Raw genomic sequence first — 15,922 nt, forward strand, 5'->3', positions numbered from 1 at the left:
CTCGCCGACAGCAGTCGCAGCCAGTGGGCGGGAACGACATCAGCGGTTCCACCAGCTTCCGGAACTCACACGATTTCGATGGGTCTTAAAGTTGCCGGAGTAAGCGAAGACAGTTTCAGAAAATTCAAATGAGGCGAGCCCGGGCGAGGGCTGATGAGGCAAACCTGACACGGAGACGTGCTGATGAATTGGAGTTCGTGGCTGAAAGAATACTACAACGACGAGCTGGAAAGAGCGGACGCCGCCTGTCGAAGTGGAGAGTCCGTCTACGACGCACTGAAATGGATCGACGATCCGTATCTCTGGAATGTGCTGCTCTGGAAAGAGTATGACGGCTTCAAGGCGATCAAGGCCGCCATTCCCGATCCGCCAGACGCCGGGACCCAGAAAAACTGGAGCGGTCGTTCCGGGATGGAGCTCGGCGCCGCCGTCATCGAAACCTATCGCCTGTTGCACGACAAGCTCAGGCGTCATCTCGACAAGCCGTTCGCAGAATGCGCGGTGCTGGACTATGGCTGCGGGTGGGGCAGTGTGCTCCGCTACTTCATGAAGGATGTGCCGCTGCGCAATTTGCATGGGTGTGATCCGCACAAGGGCATCATCCAGGTCGCGCAACGCTCCAATCCGCGCGCCGATATCGTGTTGTCGGACAGCCTGCCGAGACGTCTGCCGTTCAATCAGAAATTTGATGTTGCCTACGCGCTGTCGATCTGGACGCACCTCTCGCCCGCCGCAAGCGACACATGCCTCGCTGCGGTCCACGATTCTCTGGAGCATCACGGTCTCTTTCTTCTGACCATTCGGCCGCCGGCATATGCGTTCTATGAGCCGATTTCCAAATTGCCGGGCTGGGATCAGCAAAAAATCGCCGAGACTGTGGCGCGGGACGGATTCTACTTCTATCCGCAAAGCTATCCGGTCGATGGCGAAATGACCTATGGCGAGACGATCATCAGCAAGCGCTACATCGAGACGCACTGGACCGACCGGTTTGATCTCGTCGATGTCGGCATGAATGGGATCTCACCGTATCAGAGCATCATCGTTCTCCGAAAGAAGTGAGGTGGCCACAGGATCGTATTGGCGTTGCTTGGTCGCGGCAGGACGCAAAAATCAGGCCGCGACAGCGACGGCATTGATGGGCCGCATTGACAGTTGTTGATGCGAAGCTTCCGCTCGCCATTCGGGCGTCAGCCACCACAGCAGGAACAGCAGCGCGATCCCGTTCGAGGCCAGGCTTGTCGTGAGCGGCACGTTCATGATGGTCTGAACGGCGATGCCCGACGACACGGCGATGAAGCGCGGCGGCAGGTGCCGCGAGGCCATCGATCCTACCGACAGGAGCAGGCCGCACACGAGGGCCGAAACCGGGGTGAGTGCAAGACCGACCGACGCGATGCCCTCGGTGGCGAGAAAGGAGGCGTTGAAATTGCCGTCCCGATAGATCGCTCCGAGCGCCGGGCCGAGCTCGCCATACGGGCAGGAGGTCACCTTTCGCAGGATCGATATCTGGCAGAAGCGGGTCAGGTCGCGGTGGGCAAAGAAGTCGGCGTATTGATCGAGGGCGAGCGACGGGATTGCGAGGAAGCGCAGATTGATGGCGCTGAACACGACGTAGTTCCTGTCGGCGCCGAGCACGGCGAACGCCGTCAGCCCGAAGATTATCGGAATCAGAAATGCAAGTACCGTGGCCAGCCGCGGGTTGAACCGGCCGAACAGCCAGAACAGAAACGGCAGCCAGATCGGCAGCAGCAGGACGGTCTTGTTATTCACCACCGGATAGAAGCAAAGCCCAAACAGCAATACGCAAGCGGCCTGCATCCATTGCCGGCGCGACGCGAAATGCGCGAACAGATAGGGCAGGACCGCGCCGATCACGATTCCGGTGAGATAGTTCAAGGGCGCCGGCCGCGCGATCGCGTTGCGGGCTGCGCCGTAGGGATTGCCGAGATTGACGCCGTGCGAGACGTCGGCGACCAGCACGGCAAAGGACGACGTCAGCAGCAGCAGCGCAATGCGCCTGATTGTCGTTTCGGACAGGCCGGGCCGCCAAACCGGCATGTTCTGGAACATTAGGGGGATCATGGCAGTGGTCAGCGCGGCGATCATGGCCCAGCGGGCGATGCCATGCGGATAATCGAACGCGCTGAAGAAGCTGAGCCAGACGAAGCCGAACACCGCTGAGAGCAGCGAGAAGCTCACCAGATAACCGAAGCTGAAGCGGCCCGCGACGAACGCCGGGATGAAGACCGCCATGACGGCGGTGCCGAGGATGGCCTCGGCAGTCATGCCGGAACGCCAGACATGCATCGCCGGGAACGCGTGGCCGCAGGCGATCATCGAGGCGGTGCTGAGGACGAAGAACCCAGGGATTGTGACCCCGATAACCAAGTCTTCGCGCGTCAATTGCATCGGCCCGTCCGTATCGAAAGCTGTGCGACAACTAGCAACTCGATCGCGGGCGAAGCAAGTCAAGCAAGGTTAGGCAACGTCTCAGTCTATATTGTTGTGTTTCCACCGGGCGATCTGTCACCGCGGCGCCGCATTGAATTCACAAACGGCGACCCGCTGCCTTGATCAGGCAAAGAATGCGGCGACCGCGTTGAGGTCGGATTGTCCCGGAGCGTCGCCACGCAAATTCGCGTCGATGATGCGGCGGCAGGCGTCGACCGTGTGGGTATCGCCCAATTCGTTGGCGGCCTCGAGGATCGACCAGATCGTATCCAGGGGAATGCCGCTCTGCATGGTCGCGTTCGGGTCTGACAGCATCGGCGGCGCCGGGGTTAGAATTCGAACAGGTCGCGGCCGCGCCGCGCCAGAGTATGCAGATCGGCCATCGTGCCGCGCACAGCGTTGCAGCGGCGGCATTCGATGATGGTGTCGCCGGACGCGTGCGCGGGATCGGCGACCTTGATCGCCAGGCTGCCGCAATCCGTACAGGTGATCTTGAAGCCGGTCGAAATTACTTGCTGCTGCAAATTCATTGTGGGCCTGCGCCTCTGTTGACGTCCACCTTACGGAACAATTTTTAAGACTGGGGTCGCGGAGCGGATTGCAATCGAACGACCGCGTTAGGGGGCAGTTAAGATCTCGCAGCCGCTGCGCGTCGGCCAAGCCGCTGCATGCTGCTCGCGCGCCCCGGTTCCGGTGTTCCTGCAATCGCCGGAGCCGAACCTTGTGAAGGCCTCATCTCCCGGATCAGAGTTCGAGATGATAAGGACCAACAAAAAGCCGCCCGAAGGCGGCCGCTTTGTCTGCCGAAGCGTGAATACCGTGTTAGCGGACCGTCGAGGTGCCCGACGAGGTGATCGCGACCGGCTTGCCGGCCTTGATGACCTGGTTGGTCTGGGCAGTCTGGGTGAAATCCGCGTTGTTCCTGGCCGAAATGCCGAAAGCTGCAACCCCGATGGCCGCAACGAGCGCAACCACCACAATCTTGAGGTGGGTCGCGCGATCGGCTGAATGGATCGAGTGGTTCATGGTCGCCTCCGGGCGTCTATGCGCCGTCTATGGCAGCTACTGGTAAGCCCCATCTGTTTCCGGATCGTTTCGTGAGTTCCCGGAAATGGTTTCGTGCCACGGGCGGATTGGTTTCACCGTGCCTTGCGTCACAGAAAGCAAGGGCTGAAACTGGCCATGGGCGCGGACGGCGCCTGGGAGAAAAACAACAATGAAAACAAGGAATATGAACCGCCGGCGGGTGCTGGGAACCGGCTCCGTGGCGCTTGCTGCTACGATGTTTGGTAAGCCGTCTCTTGCCGCCGCCGAGTACGACTTCAAGCTCGGCGTCAACACTCCGGAAACCCATCCGCTAACAATCCGCTTAGCCGAGGCGGCGAGGCTGGTCGGCACGCAGTCGTCGGGCCGGGTCAACATCACGGTGTTCGCCAACAGCCAGCTCGGCGGCGATCCGGAGATGCTCTCGCAGGTCCGCGCCGGCGGGATCGAGCTCTTGGCCGCACCCAGCATGACCTTGTCGACACTGGTGCCGTTGTCGGGACTGCCCAGCATCGGCTTCGCATTCCAGTCCTACGACCAGGTCTGGGCGGCGATGGACGGCGGCGTCGGCGACATCGTCCGCGATGCGATCGCCAGGACCGGCGTCGTGCCGCTGAAGAAGGTCTGGGACAACGGCTTCCGCCAGATCACCTCGTCATCGAGCCGGCAGCTCAACAGCGTCGACGATCTCAGGGGCTTCAAGGTCCGCGTGCCGGTGACGGCATTGCTGACCTCGCTGTTCTCAGGTCTCGGCGCATTGCCGTCGAGCATCTCGTACAGCGAGCTCTATTCCGCGCTGCAGACCCACATCGTCGAAGGGCAGGAGAACCCGCTGGCGCAGGTCTCGACCGGAAAGCTGTACGAGGTGCAGAAATACTGCGCGCTGTCGAACCATTGCTGGAGCGGCTACTGGATCCTCGGCAACCGCCGCGCGATGGCGGGCCTGCCGCCCGATCTCGTCGAGCTCATCAATGCCGCGTTCGACGCTGCCGCGGTCAACGAGCGCGCCGATCTGGTCGAGATGGATCGCTCGTTGCAGGCCGAGCTGACCGAGAAGGGAATGACCTTCAACACGCCTGACCCAGTGCAGTTCAGGGCGGCGTTGGTGAAAGCCGGCTTCTACACCCAGTGGCAGAAGACCTATGGCGCAGACGCCTGGGCGGCGCTGGAGAAATACACGGGCAAGCTGACCTGACGGTGTGAGCGCGGCGATCTCCGGCGGCGCGCTCCACTTGTCTCTCGCGCACGAGAACTCCTTTCGCGACGTTCAATGATCCGGAGCGAGGCGTCGACCCACAAATCGTCGGCGGGTCATTTCGCGACCAGCCGCGTAAATCCGTCGTCGCTCCAGCCGTCGCTGCCGACGCCATGGCGCACAAAGAACAGGCCGGTCGGATCGTACTTCTGCTTGATCTCCAGAAGCCGCTGGTAGTTCGGGCCCCAATAGGCCTGCTGCCATCTCGGTTCGAAGAAGCTGCTTTCCGCAAGATAGGCGCCGCCGTCCGGCGCCACCTTTCTGAGTTCGCCGACCGCCTTCGCGATGCCCGCGGCATTCTTGCGCGCATCGGCCAGATCAGGTTCGTGGCCGCTGAGGCCGGAATAGGCCGGCGGGCCCTCGCTCGCGACGATGGCGAGCACGAAGGCGTCGATCACAGCAGGGTTCGTGGCGGTTTCCCTTGCGGAGGCGATCGCGGCCTCCGATCCGCCGGCCAGGCCTTTCTGGAAGTGCAGCTCGACCGTCGCATGCTGGGCGGCCGCCAGCAGGGCCTCGACAAGCCGCGGACGTTCCACGCCGCTCAGCAGCGATGCGCCAAGCCACAGCGATTCAAAACCGTGGATGAAGTGTCCGGCTTCGCTCAGATTGGCGGCCCAGAATACGTTCTCCGCCGGTGCGCCCGGACGATCGTCGGAGAGCATCGCCTGCGGAGCGCGCTGTCGGATGTAGGCGGCGTCCCAGCGGCGCGCTGCCGGACCGGTGCGGATCGACGGCTGACGGGTGAAGGTGAATTCAGCCTCGGCCTCCGTGACGAAGCGAATGAAGGGCTGCCACAGTTCCTCGGCCTGCTGCCTGTCGAGGTCCAGGAACGACAGCTGGATGTCGAGCGTATTGCCCGGCTTGATGTTGACGATCTCGCCCCAGTGGCGGTTGTGCAGGCGGTCGGCGTAGAGATCCACGAATGCGCTCACGAGGCGGCGGAATGACGCCTGAGACGCCGCTTTGATGGTCATCGAGGCGAAGCCGAACACGTCGGGTAGTTCATGGGTGCGCAAGGTCAGGCGGGTGACGACGCCGAAGGTGCCGCCGCCGCCGCGCAAGGCCCAGAACAGGTCCGGGTTGCTGCGGGCATTTGCGATCCGGACCACGCCGTCCGCGGTGACGATCTCGGCTTCCAGCAGGCTCGCCGCAGCGGTGCCGTAGTTCTTCGAATAGCTCCCGAAGCCGCCGCCCTGCACCAGTCCCGCCACGCCGACGGTGCCGCAACCGCCACCCTGGACGTAGCGGCCATTTCGGGTCGTTACCTCATTGTAGGCATGCATCCAGATCGCGCCGGCCCCGATGGTGACGGCCGGCTGCGGCGGATCCATGCCGCTTTGCGGGACGAAGCTGTCGTGCAGCGTGATGTCGTGCATCGCGCGAGTCCAGATCATCAGCGAGTCGGGAGCACTCGATGTGCCGAGATAGGAGTGGCCGCCGCCCCTGACGACCAGCCGCAGATTGTTGTCACGGGCGAAGTTGACGGCGGCCACGACGTCGCCTGTCGTGCGCGCCGCGACGGCGTATGCGCTTGGCTGGGACGCCCATGCATCGAGATAGCCCGTGGTCTGGGTCAGCGCCGGGTCGTCGCCGATGTAGTAGGGGTTCTTCAGCTCCTTGAACACATCGCGGCAAGCCGGACCTGACGGACTGTCCTGACACGCCGCCAGCGGCGACTTCACCGCAATGAGGTGGCCGTCGGCTTGCTCGTTGAGGTGGTTCCAGCTGGCCGCCGACGGCCATTGCGGGTCCGAGGGACGTGTTCGCCGAAACATTTGCGAGGAGTTGCTCGCACCCTGCGCCGCGGTAACCGGTCCAGGACCGATCCAGCGCGCCATCGGCGTCAGGGCGCCGCCGATCAGGAGTTCGCGACGATTCATCGGCCGGTCACCTGTCCCTGAGTGGAGCGGATTTCACGTCGTCCGGATGGCGCGCCATGCAGGACGCCGCTCGCCTGCCTGTGATAAGGACGTGACCGCGTGACCGATCGCAATTGGGTCCCGGACCTGGCCGCCGGGGCAGGTGACCTCACAAGTTGCAGCATTTACTCCATCCCGACATGTCTACGACGCAGCCAGAGAATTCCATTGAACGCGGCATCGATCGGCGCGTCGAGCCGGGTTGGGACGAGCAAGCGGAATTCGGGGACGAAAATCGCGGCGATGTGACGGCGATCCGACCGGGCGGGGTGAAACGCGGCTCGATGCTTGCCTATGGTTGGGTGGCGCTGCTGATCGTGGCGAGCGGCGTGGTCAACGTCTTCTCCTCGGTGAGCGAATTCAAACTCTCCGCGGGGTTCGCACCGCTGCGCATGCCCGTGCTGCTCGAGGTGACGAGCGCCATTGCCTGGATCCTGTTTCTGCCGCTGCTGCGAAGCGGCATCACCCAATTGCGTGTTGGTCGGAGCCGAGTGACGGCCGTCACATGGGCGGTGGCGGCGATCCTGCTTTACGCGTTCGCGCATCTCGTCACCATGGTCGGGCTGCGCAAGCTGCTGCTCGGCGACGGCTATTCCTTTCACTGGGCAACGGCGTTTCCACATGAGCTCCAGAAGGACGTCGTCTCGTCGCTGATGGTGGCCGTGGTGATCTGGCTGACGGACCGCAAGGTGTTGGCGATGCCGGTAAGCCCGATGCCCGTAACACCAGTGCCGCCGGTCGAGGCGCTCGCACTGCCGCCGGCTGGACCGTCAATCGAGGCCGCCAATCCCGGTCTGTGGCTGCGGGACGGCGCCACGAGCTTTCGGGTCGATCCTTGCGATATCGTGGCCGTGACGTCAGCGGGCAACTATGTCGAGTTTAGCCTTTCCAACGGACGTCGCCTGATCCGCGGCACGCTTGCGCGGGAGGAGGATCGGCTCAAGCCGTTCGGTCTTGTCCGCGTGCATCGGGCGAGGCTGGTGAATCTGGCGCGGGTCGTGGCAGTCGAGCATCGTCCGGCAGGGGACTTCGCCTTGCGGATGGACAATGGCGAGACCATCGCGGGCAGCAAGCGCTATCGGAATGTCGTGGCGACCTTCACGGAAAATACCAACAGGTAGGTCTCAGGAGACTCGTGCCGACGACGGCCCATCGTTCTGCCGCCGACGTGGCGGGATGAAGTGGGGCCTCCTTTGTGGCAAAGAAGGCACATCGTCGCGCTTTCGGTGCCAGTTTGGCTTTTTGTCATGCGGCAGGATGTCTCAGGGGATACAACCTCACGCTGAGATTTTCAGTGACCGCCTATGCGCGGCCCGAGTTGGAATGCCATGCGCGTGCACGTTGTGGAACGCTTTCGATCGCCCCGCTTGCGGCGGGTTGCCGTAACTCTTGCCCTGCTCATCGCGTCCGGGACCGGCGCACACGCCCAGACGGTGCTGAACGTCGGCGACGGAGCGAGCCTCGTCACCGCGCTGACGACGATCGATAACAATCCCGGCACCAACTACAGGCTCAACATCACGAACAACATCACGCTGACTGCCGGAACGACGCTGCCCATCATCAATTCGAGCGGCACCGTAACCATCAACGGCGGCAACTTCACGCTCGACGGCGGCGGCGTGCAGCGCGGATTCTTCGTCTACGCCGGCACCGTCGCGATCAACAACCTGACGATCCAGAATGCAGTGGCCAAGGGCGGCAATGGCGGCGGTGGGTTTGATGGCGGTGGCGGCGGCGGGATGGGCGCCGGCGGCGCGTTGTTCGTTGCCAGCGGCGCCAACGTTACGGTGAGCAATGTTTCGCTCGCCAGCAACCAGGCCAATGGCGGCAATGGCGGCAATTACGGCGCGGGCGGTGGCGGTGGTGGCGGCGGCGGGCTCGGCGGCAATGGCGGTAACGGCGGCAACGCCGGCGGTGGCGGTGGTGGCGGGATTGGCCTCGGCGCCAATGGCGGGGCCGGCGCGGCGGCCACCACGGGTAACAATGGCGCTGCTGGCATCGCTGTCGGCGCTGCCGGTGGCGGCAGCGGCGCGGCTGATGTTAGTGCCACGCCAGGCGCAGGGGGCGCCAGCGGAGGCGGCGGCGGCGGCGGGGTCATGGGGAGTGGAGTCAATTCCGCCGGCGGCGGTGGTGGAATCGGCGGTGGCGCTGGTACCTCCACCGGAGGCCCGAGCAGCGGCGGCGGTGCTGGCGGCTTTGGCGGCGGCGGCGGCGGCAGCAACAACAGCGCGGGTGGCATTGGCGGTTTCGGCGGCGGCGGCGGCAGCGTGCGCTGCTTTCTCAATCCGGGAACGGGCGGCTTCGGCGGTGGTGGTGGCGGCGCCAGCGGCAATTCCGGTCGCACTTGTGGGAACACTGGCGGCTTCGGCGCCGGCAACGGCGGCAACGATGCCCAAGGTGGTGCCGGCGGCGGGCTCGGCGCAGGCGGCGCGGTGTTTGTCCAGGGTGGCGGAACGCTCAATGTCTCCGGTGCCTTTACCGTCAACGGCAGCAGCGTCACCGGCGGAACGGGTGGTGTCGGCGCCGGCAATGGCTCCGCCCTCGGCTCGGGTCTGTTCCTGCAGGGCAACGGAACACTGACCTTCAGTCCCGCGGCCGGCCAGAACCAGACCGTCTCCGATGTCATCGCCGACCAGACCGGCAGCGGCGGCACAGGCGCCGATGCCGGCAGCTGGAGCCTTGCCAAGACCGGTGCCGGCACGCTGACGCTCACCGCCGCAAACACCTATTCGGGCGGCACGACCGTGAGCGGCGGCCTGATCAACTTCAATGCAGCGAACAATTTCGGCTCGGGCAACCTCACGCTCAACGGCGGCGGTCTGCAATGGGCGAGCGGCAACACGGCCGACATATCAGGCCGGCTGAACGCGGTCGGCACCAGTGGTGCGACGTTTGATTACAACGGCAATGCCGTGACGCTCGCGACCGCATTGACCGGCACAGGCGGTGTGACGGTCGCGAACTCAGGCAGCGGCGGTGCGCTGACCCTCACGGCGGCGGAGAGCTATTCCGGCGCCACGACTATCAATTCCGGCTCAATGCTGGCGCTGTCGGGCGGCGGCAGCATCTCGAATTCGAGCGTCGTGACGGCCAATGGCACGTTCGATATTTCGGCATCATCGTTCTTCAACAACAGGATCACGACGCTCGCCGGCGATGGATCGGTTGCGCTCGGCGGCAAAGCATTGGTGATTACTGCCGGTTCGACGGAGTTTTCCGGCGCGATCAACGGCTCGCCAGGAGGGGGCCTCGAGATCGCGGGCGGAACGCAGACCCTGTCCGGTGTGAACGGTTACGTCGGCTTTACCCAGATCGATGCCGGTGCGACGCTGGCACTCAAGGGAAACGGCGCGATTGCCAATTCGTTCGCGGTCGCATTCTTCGCTGCGGGCGCGGGAAGCGGCACATTCGACATTTCGCAGACCAACAGCGGTGCCAGCGTCGCTGGCCTGGATGATCCGAACGGCCACAGCGTCGTGTCTCTTGGCGCGAAGACGCTGACTATCGCCCGCGCTGTGGGTACTTACAACGGCGTCATCCAGGACGGCGGCATTGGTGGCGGCACCGGGGGCAATGTGACGGTCGCATATGGCGCCCTGGCGCGATTCGGCGGCGCCAACACCTATACCGGGCTGACCACGATCAACGCCGGCGGCGAGCTCGACCTGTTGAGCGGCCGCAGCATTGCGTCCTCGAAGGCCGTGATCAACGACGGCATCTTCGATATATCGCGCGCGGGTGGCGGCGTCCCGATCAACAGTCTTTCCGGGACCAGCATCGCCGGCACCGTGAATCTCGGTGCCAATACGCTGACCTTCACCAATGCGAACGGTACGTTCGCCGGCGTCATCCGGGACGGCGGTGCGGGCGGCGGTGTGGCGGTCACCGGCGGCAAGGAAGTTCTGACCGGCATCAACACCTACACCGGCGCGACCACCGTTACCGGCGGCACATTGGAAGTGGATGGCTCGATCGCCAGTTCATCGAAAGTGACGGTCAATTCCGGCGGCACCTTGAGCGGCACGGGCGTCGTCGGTCCTGCGCCCGTCACCGTTTTGAACGATGGCGGCGTCACGCTCACATTGCTACTAAACAACGGCCTCGGCGGGGTAGGTACGGTTGTCGTGACCAACAAGTTAGCCGCCCCCTCAAGCGGCGGCATTGATCCGGCGGCCACAACCATCATGAGTGGCGGCACGCTCGCGCCCGGTAGTGCGGCAAACCCGACCGGCACACTGACCGTCAATGGCAATCTCGCCTTCCAGTCCGGCGCGATCTATCTTGTGCAGGTGACGCCGACACTTGCGGCGTCGACCAATGTCAGCGGGACCGCGACGCTCGGCGGCGCCACCGTCAATGCAGCATTCGCCAACGGTAACTATATCTCGAAGCAGTATACGATCCTCGGCGCCGGCAGCGTCAGCGGGACCTTCGGCTCGCTGGTCAACACGAACCTGCCGACGAATTTCACCGACGCTCTGAGCTACGACGCCACCCACGCCTATCTCAATCTGACGCTGAATTTTCCGTCCCTCAATTTCGGCGGCCTTTCCACCAACCAGCAGAACGTCGCGAACTCGCTGGTCAACTACTTCAATGTGACCGGCGGCATTCCGATGGCCTATGGTACGCTCACGCCGGCGGGGCTGACTCAAGCCTCCGGCGAACTGGCGACCGGCGCGCAGCAGACGACGTTCGATGCCATGAACCAGTTCATGGGGCTGCTCACCGATCCCTTCATGAACCGCACCGGCGCCGCGGGTTCGATGCCGGGAGCGTCTGGCTATGCGGAAGAGGGCGAAGCGAGCGCCTATGCCGCGACCCGGAAGACCGATGCATTCGCGATGTTCACCAAGGCGCCGCCGGTGCCGTTCGTGTCGCGCTGGAACGTCTGGGCCGCCGGCTTCGGCGGTTCGCAATCGACCAGCGGCAACGCCGTCGTCGGATCGAACGACACCACCAGCAGCATCTACGGCACGGCGGTCGGCGCCGATTATCTGGTCTCGCCGAACACCATTGCGGGCTTTGCGATCGCCGGCGGCGGCACCAGCTTCTCGGTCACGGGCAGCGGCAGCGGCCGGTCCGATCTGTTCCAGGCCGGCGCCTATGTCCGCCACACCGAAGGCGCGGCCTATGTCTCCGCCGCGCTGGCCTATGGCTGGCAGGACATCACCACCAACCGCACCGTGACGGCTGCGGGCATCGACCAGCTTCGCGCCGAGTTCAACGCCAACGCCTATTCGGGGCGGCTCGAGGGCGGCTATCGTTTCGTCGCGCCGTGGATCGGCGGCGTCGGCATCACGCCTTATGCCGCGGGCCAGTTCACGACCTTCGAGCTGCCCGGTTACGCCGAGCGGGTGATCTCGGGCCTGCCGACGTTTGCGCTGACCTATGGCGGCAAGAGCCTCACCGATACGCGCAGCGAGCTCGGCCTTCGCACCGACAAGTCCTTCGCTGTGCAGGACGGCATCCTGACGCTGCGCACGCGCTTTGCTTGGGCGCACGACTACGATCCCAACCGCTCGGCTGCAGCGACCTTCCAGGCGCTGCCGGGCACCAGCTTCGTCGTCAACGGTGCGGCGCAGGCCAGCGACTCCGCGCTGACCACCGCCTCGCTCGAGATGAACTGGCGGAACGGCTGGTCGGCGGCCGCGACGTTCGAGGGCGAATTCTCCAACGTCACCTCGAGCTATGCCGGCAAGGGCCTGGTGCGGTATCAGTGGTGAGGCGGAAGCGTTTCCGGCTCAAGTAAGCCCGACATCACGCGCGTGTTTACCTGACACGTAATCGCGCGCGCGATCTCCCTTTGCAATGGTCGGTGCATCGGCGGCGATGTTGCCGATCGATCTGTAAAAGGAACCCATCATGGCCAGCCAACCGCTTTATGCGACCGCCGGCGACGGCACAAAACTGTTCGTGCAGGATTGGGGCTCGGGCAAGCCGGTGCTGCTGCTTGCCGCATGGACGTTCAATTCCGGCGTCTGGGGCAGCCAGATCGTGGCGCTGAACGCCAAGGGTTTTCGCTGCGTCGCGCCTGACCGGCGCGGCCACGGCCGTTCCGACATGCCGATGACAGGATACGATCTCGACACGCTGACCGATGACGTTGCCGCCGTGATCGAACAGCACGATCTGCACGATGTTATGATCGTCGCGCATTCGATGGGATCGATCGAGGCGGTGAGCTATCTGGCGCGTCATGGCGCCGATCGGATCGCGCGGCTGGTCCTGGTGGCGCCGACCACGCCGTTCATCGTCCAGACCGAGGACAATCCGGTCGCGGTGCCGAGGGCGATGGTCGAGGCGCAGAATGCCGCGATCGCGCAGGATTTCCCGAAATGGATGGGCGAGAACGAGGCGCCGTTCTTCATGCCCGACACGCCAGATGCTACGCGGGCATGGATCAGGGAGATGATGCTGAGCGTGCCGCTGCCGGTGGCGCTGGCCTGCCGCAAGACCATCTCGTTCGCCGATCTGCGCGCTGCGGCCAAGAGCATCGACCGCCCGACGCTGATCGTGCACGGCGACAAGGATGCCAGCGCGCCGCTCGAACTGACCGGCGCGAAGACGGCGGCGCTGATCAAGGGAAGCAAGCTCGCCGTCTATGAAGGCGCGCCGCACGCTTTGCCGCTGACGCACAGCGCGCGCCTGATGGCCGACCTGCTGGCCTTCCTCGACGCTTAGCTGGCGCGGGCGATATCGGCACGGATCCAGCGCGCGGCCCAGACGAACAGCAGCGCGCCGAGTGTCGTCGTCACCGCGGCCGACAGCAGCGAGTAGCGAACCGCATCCGTGCCGTACGCGCCCTTCAGGGCGTCATTGATCATGCCGACGGCGAGGGGGCCGACGCCCTGGCCGAAGCAGGTCGCGGTGAGCAGCACGATCGCCGAGGCCAGCGCCCGCATGCTGGGCTTTGCGACCGTCTGCGCGATCGCGAAGATCGGGCCGAGATGGAAGCCGACCATGAACGAGGTTAGTGCCAGCATCGCGACCATCAGCGTGAAGCTTTGCGTCAGCATGCACAGCGCGAACACCGGACCGGCGAGGCCGGACATGATTGCGGGCGCCCAAAGCTTCCAGCGGTCGTCGCGGCGGCCGATCTGCGCCACCACGAGGCCGCCGATCAGCGTGCCCGCCATGCCGGCGAGGCCCTTGAAGGTGCCGGCATAGGTGCCGATCTCGGCGCTCGTGAGGTGATGGATACGCGCCAGGAACGGCGGGATCCACACCGCGGTGGCGTAGTTGGTGTAGGTCGTGAGGCAGAAGCCGACCAGTACGATGACGAAGCTCGGTTGCGAGATCAGGAAGCCCAGCGTCGGCCCGATCGTTTCAGGCTTGAAGGTCTCGGCCATCGCACCGCGCTTCGGCTCGGAGATCGTCAGCCACAAGATGGCGGCGAGCGCGATGCCGGGCAGGCCGGCGGTGTAGAAAGCCATCCGCCAGCCGTAGTGCTGATTGACGTAACCGCCGATGAAATAGCCCAGGAAGACGCCGAGATAGGTGCCGATCGCGTAGATGCCGAGCGCGCGCGGGCGCTCGTTCTTGTCGAATAGATCGGCGATCATCGATTGCGAGGCCGGCGTGCCCGCGGACTCCCCGATGCCGACGCCGACCCGCGCGAGCGCCAGCGTCGCGACGCTCGAGGCCATGCCGCAGAGGTAGGTCATCGCGCTCCAAAACGCGAAGGCGATTGCCACGATGTTGCGGCGGCTGAGACGATCGGCCATCCGCGCGATGGGAATGCCAAGCAGCGAATAGAACAGCACGAAGCCGAACCCGGCGAGCAGGCCCATCGTGGTGTCGCTGAGCGCGAACTCCTTCTTGATCGGCTCGATCAGGACGTTGAAGATCGTGCGGTCGAGAAAGTTGAGGGCGTAGATGATGGTGAGCAGGCCGAGCACGTAATAGCGGCGCGTGGAGGGCGCGGCAGCGGCCTGTGTGGCTGCAGCCGCCTGCGGTGCGACATCGACCATGACTTCGTCCCCCGATGTTCTCTGGTCTTTTCTTGTTGGTCTGTTTGCCTTGCGCGCGGGCCTTACCCCTCGCGGATGTAATTCCCTGCTTCGAATTCCACCGGCCTCGCATCGGCATCGAACGACACGCCGATCGGGTCGCGGCCGGCGGCCATGGCCTCGAGCTGGTCAGAGAGCATCCGGCGGACCATCAGGATGCCGCGATCGCTCTGGCCGAAATGCTCTTCCGAATGGATCGTCACCGGTCCCTGGCCGACCTGCGCCTCGTAGTCGCCGGGGAAGCGCTGGTGCTCCTGCTCCGTCATGTCCCACCAGAACTTGCCGTTGAACTTCGAGCGCATGCGGCCGATATCGCCCGCATTCTTGACCCGGCCGGCGACATAGATGCGGAACGAGGTGTCGTCGATCGGCAGGGTCCAGCCGATCGATTCGACGCGGGCGAATTGCGCGACCCGCGGATTGGGCACGACGCGGAGCGTGGGCAGGGCAGCCTCGGTGACGCGATAGAACACCTTGCCGTCGTCCTGTCGCCGGATCGAGCGCACCGCGACGCCGCGCGGCGACATCTCGAACTTCACCTCGGGCATCGAGGCCATCATGGTCGTGAATTGCGGCCCCGAGAACGAGCCGTGCAGCACCGGCACGTGATAGGGGTCGGCGACGTTCTCGAAATGCTGCAGCCAGTTGCAAGGGATCACGGCAGGGCCGCCGCCGCCGATCGAGGAATCGTCGGCCTCGACGAACTCGCCGTCGTCCATGGTCTCCAGGCATTCGTAGCGCGGCAGCACCGGCTGCTTATCGGCCGGGCCCATATAGGCGAAGATCAGGCCATAGCGTTCCTGCACGGGATACCAGGGCTGGCGCACCTTGTCCTTGAACAGGCCGCCTTCGGGCTCGCAGGGCTGCTCGAGGCAGCGGCCTTCGGTGTCGAACTTCCAGCCGTGATAGCAGCAGCGGATGCCGTCCTCCTCGACCTTGCCGTAATAGAGTGTGGTGCCGCGATGGCAGCAGCGCGCATGCAGCAGGCCGGCCCGGCCATGCCGGTCGCGGAACAGGATCAGGTCTTCGCCGAGCGCGCGGACTTTTCTGGGGATATCGGTGGCGTCGCCGACGAGCCCGATCGGGTGCCAGTAGCGGCGCAGCAGTTCGCCCATCGGGGTGCCGCGGACCACCGAGGTGAGCTCGGTCCGGGTGCTGGACGGCTTCATCGCATAGGCCGTGCCGAGATCGCGGTCCCGTTGGGTGACGGTCATGGTGGTTTCCTCCCGCCGCCG

Annotated in this window: 12 protein-coding genes; 5 read left to right on the forward strand and 7 right to left on the reverse strand. The window is 64.6% G+C overall.

What is annotated here, in order from left to right; translation table 11 throughout:
• Positions 1-183: 183 nt before the first annotated feature.
• A complete protein-coding gene (locus CO675_RS19800) occupies positions 184-1,062 on the forward strand; it encodes a class I SAM-dependent methyltransferase (protein WP_097673560.1) in 879 nt (292 codons plus the stop codon).
• 51 nt (positions 1,063-1,113) lie between these two features.
• Here CO675_RS19800 and CO675_RS19805 read toward each other — a convergent pair whose 3' ends face one another.
• From CO675_RS19805 to CO675_RS19820, 4 genes are all read right to left on the reverse strand, one after another.
• A complete protein-coding gene (locus CO675_RS19805) occupies positions 1,114-2,475 on the reverse strand; it encodes a hypothetical protein (protein ID WP_143279048.1) in 1,362 nt (453 codons plus the stop codon).
• A gap of 102 nt (positions 2,476-2,577) precedes the next feature.
• Positions 2,578-2,769 carry a hypothetical protein gene (locus CO675_RS19810; protein WP_097673562.1) on the reverse strand — a complete coding sequence of 64 codons (192 nt, stop codon included), beginning with the start codon at positions 2,767-2,769 and terminating at the stop codon, positions 2,578-2,580.
• Between the two features lie 14 nt (positions 2,770-2,783).
• Complete coding sequence (locus CO675_RS19815) at positions 2,784-2,984, reverse strand: hypothetical protein (RefSeq protein ID WP_097673563.1); 201 nt, start codon at positions 2,982-2,984, stop codon at positions 2,784-2,786.
• Between the two features lie 292 nt (positions 2,985-3,276).
• Complete coding sequence (locus tag CO675_RS19820) at positions 3,277-3,480, reverse strand: hypothetical protein (RefSeq protein WP_021079164.1); 204 nt, start codon at positions 3,478-3,480, stop codon at positions 3,277-3,279.
• A gap of 190 nt (positions 3,481-3,670) precedes the next feature.
• Here CO675_RS19820 and CO675_RS19825 point away from each other — a divergent pair, with 190 nt between their 5' ends.
• On the forward strand, positions 3,671-4,693 hold the full coding sequence (locus tag CO675_RS19825) for a TRAP transporter substrate-binding protein (RefSeq protein WP_245452825.1): 1,023 nt from the start codon (positions 3,671-3,673) through the stop codon (positions 4,691-4,693).
• A gap of 116 nt (positions 4,694-4,809) precedes the next feature.
• Here the strand turns inward: CO675_RS19825 and CO675_RS19830 are convergent, their stop codons facing one another.
• Complete coding sequence (locus tag CO675_RS19830) at positions 4,810-6,633, reverse strand: FAD-binding oxidoreductase (RefSeq protein WP_198964662.1); 1,824 nt, start codon at positions 6,631-6,633, stop codon at positions 4,810-4,812.
• Between the two features lie 323 nt (positions 6,634-6,956).
• Here CO675_RS19830 and CO675_RS19835 point away from each other — a divergent pair, with 323 nt between their 5' ends.
• From CO675_RS19835 to CO675_RS19850, 3 genes are all read left to right on the forward strand, one after another.
• Positions 6,957-7,793, forward strand: coding sequence for a LytTR family DNA-binding domain-containing protein (locus tag CO675_RS19835; RefSeq protein ID WP_158231275.1), 837 nt, complete (start codon positions 6,957-6,959; stop codon positions 7,791-7,793).
• A 246-nt stretch (positions 7,794-8,039) separates the two neighbouring features.
• Positions 8,040-12,401 carry an autotransporter domain-containing protein gene (locus tag CO675_RS19845; RefSeq protein WP_158231276.1) on the forward strand — a complete coding sequence of 1,454 codons (4,362 nt, stop codon included), beginning with the start codon at positions 8,040-8,042 and terminating at the stop codon, positions 12,399-12,401.
• Between the two features lie 139 nt (positions 12,402-12,540).
• Positions 12,541-13,359, forward strand: coding sequence for an alpha/beta fold hydrolase (locus CO675_RS19850; protein ID WP_097673566.1), 819 nt, complete (start codon positions 12,541-12,543; stop codon positions 13,357-13,359).
• Here CO675_RS19850 and CO675_RS19855 read toward each other — a convergent pair.
• Positions 13,356-14,648 carry a spinster family MFS transporter gene (locus tag CO675_RS19855; protein ID WP_097673567.1) on the reverse strand — a complete coding sequence of 431 codons (1,293 nt, stop codon included), beginning with the start codon at positions 14,646-14,648 and terminating at the stop codon, positions 13,356-13,358. The genes CO675_RS19850 and CO675_RS19855 overlap by 4 nt on opposite strands.
• A gap of 62 nt (positions 14,649-14,710) precedes the next feature.
• On the reverse strand, positions 14,711-15,901 hold the full coding sequence (locus CO675_RS19860) for an aromatic ring-hydroxylating dioxygenase subunit alpha (protein WP_097673568.1): 1,191 nt from the start codon (positions 15,899-15,901) through the stop codon (positions 14,711-14,713).
• Positions 15,902-15,922 lie beyond the last annotated feature (21 nt).

The organism is Bradyrhizobium sp. C9 (genome assembly GCF_002532045.1).
Taxonomy (GTDB): domain Bacteria; phylum Pseudomonadota; class Alphaproteobacteria; order Rhizobiales; family Xanthobacteraceae; genus Bradyrhizobium.

Excerpts from the sequence above, each read along its gene's own strand:
- CO675_RS19830 (WP_198964662.1), bottom strand. The coding sequence starts at position 6,633 with ATGAATCGTCGCGAACTCCTGATCGGCGGCGCCCTGACGCCGATGGCG.
- CO675_RS19835 (WP_158231275.1), top strand. The coding sequence starts at position 6,957 with ATGCTTGCCTATGGTTGGGTGGCGCTGCTGATCGTGGCGAGCGGCGTG.
- CO675_RS19800 (WP_097673560.1), top strand. The coding sequence starts at position 184 with ATGAATTGGAGTTCGTGGCTGAAAGAATACTACAACGACGAGCTGGAA.
- CO675_RS19825 (WP_245452825.1), top strand. The coding sequence starts at position 3,671 with ATGAAAACAAGGAATATGAACCGCCGGCGGGTGCTGGGAACCGGCTCC.
- CO675_RS19815 (WP_097673563.1), bottom strand. The coding sequence starts at position 2,984 with ATGAATTTGCAGCAGCAAGTAATTTCGACCGGCTTCAAGATCACCTGT.
- CO675_RS19855 (WP_097673567.1), bottom strand. The coding sequence starts at position 14,648 with ATGGTCGATGTCGCACCGCAGGCGGCTGCAGCCACACAGGCCGCTGCC.
- CO675_RS19810 (WP_097673562.1), bottom strand. The coding sequence starts at position 2,769 with ATGCTGTCAGACCCGAACGCGACCATGCAGAGCGGCATTCCCCTGGAT.
- CO675_RS19820 (WP_021079164.1), bottom strand. The coding sequence starts at position 3,480 with ATGAACCACTCGATCCATTCAGCCGATCGCGCGACCCACCTCAAGATT.
- CO675_RS19860 (WP_097673568.1), bottom strand. The coding sequence starts at position 15,901 with ATGACCGTCACCCAACGGGACCGCGATCTCGGCACGGCCTATGCGATG.
- CO675_RS19850 (WP_097673566.1), top strand. The coding sequence starts at position 12,541 with ATGGCCAGCCAACCGCTTTATGCGACCGCCGGCGACGGCACAAAACTG.